At 47.7% G+C, this 6,630-nt stretch carries 6 protein-coding genes; 2 read left to right on the top strand and 4 right to left on the bottom strand.

Translation table 11 applies throughout. From position 1 onward, the window contains the following. Positions 1–198 precede the first annotated feature (198 nt). The gene (locus H6F80_RS18610; protein ID WP_190793021.1) at positions 199–1,080 is read left to right on the top strand and encodes an ABC transporter permease; all 882 of its coding nucleotides are present in this window, start codon (positions 199–201) and stop codon (positions 1,078–1,080) included. A 98-nt stretch (positions 1,081–1,178) separates the two neighbouring features. Here the strand turns inward: H6F80_RS18610 and H6F80_RS18605 are convergent, their stop codons facing one another. Then, a complete protein-coding gene (locus H6F80_RS18605) occupies positions 1,179–1,715 on the bottom strand; it encodes a P-loop NTPase family protein (RefSeq protein ID WP_190793020.1) in 537 nt (178 codons plus the stop codon). A gap of 352 nt (positions 1,716–2,067) precedes the next feature. On the opposite strand from H6F80_RS18605, the gene rph reads away from it, so the two are divergent. Continuing rightward, a complete protein-coding gene (rph, locus tag H6F80_RS18600; RefSeq protein ID WP_190793019.1) occupies positions 2,068–2,784 on the top strand; it encodes a ribonuclease PH in 717 nt (238 codons plus the stop codon). Positions 2,785–3,028: 244 nt separating this feature from the next. On the opposite strand, the gene H6F80_RS18595 is transcribed toward rph, so the two are convergent. The 3 genes from H6F80_RS18595 to H6F80_RS18585 all read right to left on the bottom strand — a co-directional run bounded on the left by H6F80_RS18595 (position 3,029) and on the right by H6F80_RS18585 (position 6,508). Then, a complete protein-coding gene (locus H6F80_RS18595) occupies positions 3,029–4,018 on the bottom strand; it encodes a phosphotransferase enzyme family protein (protein ID WP_190793018.1) in 990 nt (329 codons plus the stop codon). Positions 4,019–4,146: 128 nt separating this feature from the next. Continuing rightward, complete coding sequence (locus H6F80_RS18590) at positions 4,147–5,184, bottom strand: S41 family peptidase (RefSeq protein ID WP_190793017.1); 1,038 nt, start codon at positions 5,182–5,184, stop codon at positions 4,147–4,149. Between the two features lie 166 nt (positions 5,185–5,350). After that, positions 5,351–6,508, bottom strand: coding sequence for a S41 family peptidase (locus H6F80_RS18585; RefSeq protein ID WP_190793016.1), 1,158 nt, complete (start codon positions 6,506–6,508; stop codon positions 5,351–5,353). Positions 6,509–6,630 lie beyond the last annotated feature (122 nt).

Raw genomic sequence — 6,630 nt, 5'->3', positions numbered from 1 at the left:
CTCACATTCAGAATCGTTCAAAAAGATTTATCTAATTTGATCTAATCAATTCATTTGATTACTTCTTAGCTTCATTATTTTAATTAGCTTCATTGTTTCAATTAGCTTCACTGTTTCAAATTAATAGGTTAGAGCTTTTGCCTAACACAGTCTACAGTTTCTCAAAATTATCTCCGGTCGATTCACAGGTTTATTCTCATGGAAACTCTGCCTGCTCGTCCGATCGTTCATCAATCTTCGTTTCAAAAAGCCAGCAAGCGGTTCTTCAGATCGATTTCGGCGCGGGTTGGCTTAATTCTCACGGTGGCGATCGTTCTGCTGGCAATTTTAGCTCCAGTGCTGCGTCCGTTTGATCCGGCAACGGCAAGGGATTTTGCGGCCCGGCTAAGTCCACCCAGCGGCACTCACCTCTTCGGCACCGATGGGCTGGGGCGAGATATGCTGAGCCTAGTCTGGTATGGCATTCGAATTTCGCTGCTGATCAGTATTGTGTCCGTCGGGCTGGGACTGATCATCGGCACGTTTCTGGGGCTAATTGGGGGTTATTTTCGCGGCTGGCTGGAGCGGGTAATTAGCTGGATGAGCGATATTCTGCTGGCGTTTCCTTCGATTCTGCTGGCGATCGCGGTGGCAACCGTCGTCGGACCCAGTTTGCAGAGCGTGATGATTGCGGTGGGCGTGGTGCAGATTCCAATCTTCATTCGCCTGACCCGCAGCATGGTGCTGTCTCTGCGCGAACAGGGATTTGTGCAAACCGTGCGGGCATTTGGCGCGAAGCCAGGACGAATTATTTTTAACCATATTTTGCCTTCCAGTCTTGCTCCCCTGGTCGTTCAGGCAACTTTGGCGATCGGTACTGCCACTCTCGAAGCCGCAGGTTTAGGCTTTTTGGGACTGGGCGCAAAACCTCCCACACCGGAGCTGGGCACATTGCTCTCTGACTCGTTCACTAACGGCTACGCCCTTTCTGCCCCCTGGACTATCATTCTGCCAGGACTGATGATCACGCTGATTGTGCTGGCGTTTAACCTGCTAGGTGATGGTCTACGAGATAGTATCGACCCGCGATCGAATCGGTAGGGTCTCTTTCGATCGCACTTCAAGTTCTTATCTCAAAGTCCCCCAGAATTGGGGAATTTAGGGGGCGACGTAGGGAAGATCATTCGGCTCAAACCGCTTCAAGGACGATGAGTTCGCCGCAACTCCGTAATTTGATCTGCCCGATCGAGTAGCGCAGCAGGCATCTCTGGACCCGTTAAAATCACATCAACCTGAGTAGGACGGTTCTCTAGAAACTCGACGACCTCTGCCTCAGAAATTAAACCAAAGTGGATTGCCAAGCTCAGTTCATCCAGCACCACCAGCGAATACTTGCCCTCAGCGACGATCAAGCGCGTATGTTCCCACAGCTCACGCAGGGCAACGACTTCAGATTCTTCCAGGTCAGGGGTGTCAATACAGCGCGGCAAGTTACACCGCACCCAGTCAAGATTCTGCCCAAGCTGTACCGGATGCTGATAGCCCTGTCGAATCCCGCCTTTAAGAAATTGCACAATCAGCACCGAGGTTCCCTGTCCAGCAATTCGCAGGGCTTGTGCCATAACACTCGTAAAAAAGCTACGGTGCGGAGAGGTAAACACCTGCACCAATCCTTCAACCGTATGGGGCAGGCAATGATTACTGTCACGGGCGGGGACTTCGAGTTGGGAAACCATGAGTCGTTCTGGAATAAACGTTAAACAGTCATGCGGCAAGGGCTAACGCACGATCGATCCTTCTCACCCTGATTTCAAAGCACATCAAGCTTAGTACAAATTTAGTACAAAACGATGAAATTGACCAGAGACAATCGATCGCGGAACAAATATAGCGTATCTCAAATTAGAATTCCAACAACCCACGCTACATATAATTCATTCATCACGCTTATAAAAACTTAGCCGGGCAACTTTCCCAACCCAAAACCACCCTCAAAACTACTCCCCATCCCCTCACCCCCTTACCGACCCACCTATCCTTCCCCCTCAATCACGAGTATCCTGATTAAGAATTGTGAGGCACTTCTCTATGACTTTGCATCGTCCCGATGGTCGGCAAGCCGATCAGCTCCGTCCCGTTCGTTTTGATCGCAGCTTTACCCGCTATGCGGCTGGCTCTGTGCTGGCACACTGCGGCCATACCCAGGTACTTTGTACTGTGAGCATCCAGCGAGGCGTTCCTCGCTTTCTAGAGGGCAGCGGACAGGGCTGGCTCACCGCCGAATACCGAATGCTGCCGAGCGCGACCCAGCAGCGGCAGGCAAGAGAGTTTATGAAGCTGTCGGGACGCACCCAGGAGATTCAGCGACTCATTGGGCGAAGCCTGCGGGCAGCCCTGGATATGCAGGCACTGGGAGAACGGACGCTAACCATAGATGCTGACGTGCTGCAAGCCGATGCCGGAACCCGCACAACGGCAATTACAGGCGGCTATGTTGCTCTCTGTGATGCGATCGGCTCTCTACTCGAATCGGGAGAATTAGAACGATCGCCCATTCGCCATCAAATCGCAGCGGTGTCGGTTGGCTTGCTGGAAGGTCAGCCTTATCTGGATTTGAACTACGAAGAAGATGTCGCCGCAGAGATTGACTGTAATGTGGTGATGAATGATCAGATGAACCTCATTGAGATTCAGGGAACCGCAGAAGCAGGAAGCTTTAGCCGCAGCCAGCTCAATCAAATTCTGGATGTTGCCGAGAAGGGAATTAAGGAGTTAATGAACTATCAGCAGCAGGCGTTACAGTGAAGCAAAGCAACACGCTCAATCATTGATTTTTACGCTCATCTCACTCAAACTTGATGGCTCAACCCTAGCACAGGAGCCAAAGTGAGAACAAAATGAGCTGAATCTCAAACATAAAGTAAAATTTCCCGATCGATTGGAAGGCAGGCTAGCGTTCCGGTTGAGTGGCTGCTAGTAGCTTTTGCATCCAAACCAAGAACTTTCGGCAGTCCGCTCCGACCGGATTGTTATGCCAGTATTGTCTAGTTTACCTAAGGAGCAGAAACGTCTCACCCTGCATATATGGGTGCAAGTGGTTCTCGACAACATAAGGCACAGCACGAGAGAGCCATTCATGTTCCTGTGGGTTGGCACTGAGAAAAGCAAAGTTTTCCACTGTTGAACCGACAAAAAATGCTTCAACAGCGCTTTGATAATTTGCTGGTAATGTCCTAACACTGGAGTAACCCTCGAAGAAATGCCAACGCAATGATGCCTCAACATCTCCAAGCGATTGACCAATATCGTAAAGGTAAAAACCAAAGCCACAGCGCGAAAAGTCAATTGGGCGAACTTCTTTACCACAAAACACGTAATTGCCTTGGTGCAAGTCAGCGTGAATTACGCCCCAAGTGTCGCGCGTTCGATGAAGACTATGCATAAACTCTTGAACTTGCATAGCAGCCTTTCGGAACACTTGGTAATCGTCCAGTGAAATTGTGCCGTTTTGCACCAACATGCCAAGTTGAGACGTTGCGGCTTTTAGCTGCTCTACATCATGGGTGGGGCGAGAAAAGCCAACTGGCAACAACCAACTGCTTGAATGCTGGTGCAATTGCGCCATTAGTACACCCAACTGTCGGATTTGCTGTGCTGTCGGTTCACCATTGAGATGTTCACCTTCTACCCACTGCAATAATGAACAGAATATTGAAGCCCCTAATTTTGCCCCAGCAATGCTCGTTACCCATTCACCCAAACGATTCTGCATGGGTTGAGGCACTGTCAACTCGGTGTCTTGAGCGATCGCATTCAACCATAGCAATTCAGACTGAATCGCGGATGGTGCTCTCCAAACCTCTTGCCAACCCTCGCCAGCAGCCTCAATACCAGCATGAAGGCGAAGCAAAAACTTGTCTTCTGTTGCTGTCTCAACTCGAAATGTTGTGTTTTGGCTTTGTCCCAAAAATGTCAGTTGAACACTCGGCAAATCGTATTGGGTCAGAGCAGCTTGAGCAATTGCTTCATCAATAACCATGTCTAGGACTATTCACAACCTTTTACTGCTTTGAAACGGGACGGAGTAGCATAAGCCCCAAATCCAATTGCTGCAATCAATAGTCCAAAGAGTAGAACAAACCATTGCATCCTGCTTATTCCGTAAACTTACATACGGTTGCGAACGATTTCCACTGCTTCTTCAAAACAGCGATCGCCACTATTTTCACATTCAATAATTTCAATATCGGGCTGTACCCCCTTGCCTTCGATCGCATTGCCCTCAGGTGAGACGGTGTAAGCGATCGGAGCAAGAATAACAAATCCTTGCCATCTCAACTTAAAAACCCCTCCCCCTAAGACTGAGCCACTGGTCCGAGCCCCTAAGATTTGAGCAGATCCATGATCTTGAGCGGCAGCCGCAAATACTTCACAGGCAGATCCGCATCGGTGATCAACCAGTACAAAGTAAGGTCTTGGATCACGTTTGGCTTCAAATCGCGTTCGATATTCAATAAAGTTCTTCTCCTGAGTTAACTTGATTTCAGCAAGACCAATGTTTTTCACAGAGTCATCAAAATATCCTCGAAAAATATAGGGTTCCTGCATACCAATTCCATCTCGCGTTCTCTCTACTGCAAACACTTTGTCAGGACCGATGATGTCTTCAATCAAATAACTAATGGCAGATTGAACACCGCCACCATTTCCACGTAGATCGATGAGAATTGCTTTCGCTTGAGAAAGTTCAGCTTTTGCTTGCTCAACTGCACGTCTGGTAATTTGAGGCGTAACAAAACTTTTGACCTGCAAAATTCCAACTTGATTGCTTATCTGTGCTGAAACAACCTCCGTTTCAGGTGTTGATGGAGATTCCTCAGTAAATAGACGAAACAGTTGTTCGCCCTCTACCGGATCGAATACTCTCGCATGAGAGATAGCAAGCTTCTCCAAATATTGGTTGGTGAGTTGTGTTAACTCTGCCCTTGACCAGCTTGATTTCGTATCAACTTCAGCAATTAATTCCTTGAGGGTTTGTTCTCGAAGATTCTCTTTAAAGGTCGGATCAAAAATATTGGCATCCAGTTTTTGATAAACGTCATTGACAAACAGTTTGGCTTCTGAGGAAGAAACCGGATCTGTATCGCTTAGCGTTGATGAAGTAAACCAGTCTAATGAAACGTCTTCCTCTGTATCCTGAGACATGGAAGATTGCACTGAAGGTTGTGATGACTGCCAAGGGGTAAATCTACTACCCGTGCAGCTTACTAGGTTGAGCAGCATTGCTGTCGTTACAGCAAAAAACGCCATCCTTATCGATTTAACTCGTCTTGATCGCATCTTCAAGTATTCCTCAATCGGAGGATGATTGTCAGATTGCCGCATTTGCAATTTCGATCGCCTTTTCCAGACATTGGTTCCCACCGTTTGCACATTCAGGAATTTCAATATCGGGTTGAACGCCTACTCCCTCAATCAGGTGCCCTTTGGGTGAGATAACCTGAGAGATTGGAACAATTAGGGCAAAGCCCTGCCATCTCAATCTGAGGGCATCACCTCCTAACAGGGCACCCATTGTCCGGACTCCTAAAATTTTGGCGGAGCCATAGTCTTTGATAATTCCTGCAAACAAATCGCACGCTGATCCGCACTGGTGATCAACTAGAATAAAGTGAGGTCTTGGATCGACCTGGGCTTCTAACCGTGTCCGCCACTCGATATAGGGATGGGTTTCTGAAAGCTCAATTTCTGCCTTGGCTTCTGCGTTGATCGCATCATCAAAATACCCTCGAAAAATGTACGGCTCCTGCACCTTTAAACCCTCGCGAGTTCTGTCTCTTGACACTACTTTGTCAGGTCCAATGATATCCTCAACCAAATAACTAACGCTGGACCCAAAACCTCCCCCATTTGCACGAACATCAATGAGAATGACTTGGGCTTGAGCCAGTTGAGCCTTAGCTCGATCAAGTTCTGCCTTGGTAATGAGAGGAACAATGAAGCTTTCGACTCGGAGAATTCCAACCTCCCCCCTCATCTCGGCGGAAACTGATGGAGTCGGTGTGGCATCAGGTAATGGTTTTTGCTCAAAGATGCGAAATAGTGTTGCACCTGCTGTCGGATCTAAAATCCTCAAGTGAGATACTGAAAGCTTGTTCAGTTCATTGCTGATACGTTCAGTCAATTCTGCCCTTGACCAACCTGATTGAGTATCGAGCGTCGCTAAGAGGTCTTGCTGTTGCTGGTTACGCTCTGCTTTCTTGAAGGCAGGATCAAAGATTTGATCGTCGATCGTTTGATAAACGTTATGAACAAATGCTTTTGCTTCAGCAGCAGAAACGGTATCGGTCGGCTTTAGTTGCGAATCTGTAAACCAATTGAGGGAAACATCTGTCTCCTCAGTTGATGTCGCATCGTTAACTTTTAGCGGCTGATTGTTGCTTTGGGAAGGGTTAGAGAGTTGGCAGCTTGTCAAATTGAGGAGTGTAATCAGCAGCACAAGTCTCTTGATAAACTCAGTTTTTTGCATAACTCTACCTGCGATCGCCTAGTGTCTTTGGTGAACTCAACCAAAGGTGTCTATTATCGATATGTTGCTAAACAGTTGTCTGTCAGATTCTTTTGAAATTTATCGAAATTCCTTGATGTTCT

This window comes from Leptolyngbya sp. FACHB-711, from assembly GCF_014695615.1.
Classification (GTDB): Bacteria; Cyanobacteriota; Cyanobacteriia; order Elainellales; family Elainellaceae; genus Leptolyngbya_A.
The sequence above is the reverse complement of the archived record's forward strand: the minus strand, read 5'-3'. Positions and strand labels throughout refer to the sequence as shown.

Bases quoted from the DNA above. Each gene is read 5' to 3' on its own strand.
- H6F80_RS18610 (WP_190793021.1), top strand. From the start codon at position 199: ATGGAAACTCTGCCTGCTCGTCCGATCGTTCATCAATCTTCGTTTCAA.
- H6F80_RS18605 (WP_190793020.1), bottom strand. From the start codon at position 1,715: ATGGTTTCCCAACTCGAAGTCCCCGCCCGTGACAGTAATCATTGCCTG.
- rph (WP_190793019.1), top strand. From the start codon at position 2,068: ATGACTTTGCATCGTCCCGATGGTCGGCAAGCCGATCAGCTCCGTCCC.
- H6F80_RS18595 (WP_190793018.1), bottom strand. From the start codon at position 4,018: ATGGTTATTGATGAAGCAATTGCTCAAGCTGCTCTGACCCAATACGAT.
- H6F80_RS18590 (WP_190793017.1), bottom strand. From the start codon at position 5,184: ATGTCTCAGGATACAGAGGAAGACGTTTCATTAGACTGGTTTACTTCA.
- H6F80_RS18585 (WP_190793016.1), bottom strand. From the start codon at position 6,508: ATGCAAAAAACTGAGTTTATCAAGAGACTTGTGCTGCTGATTACACTC.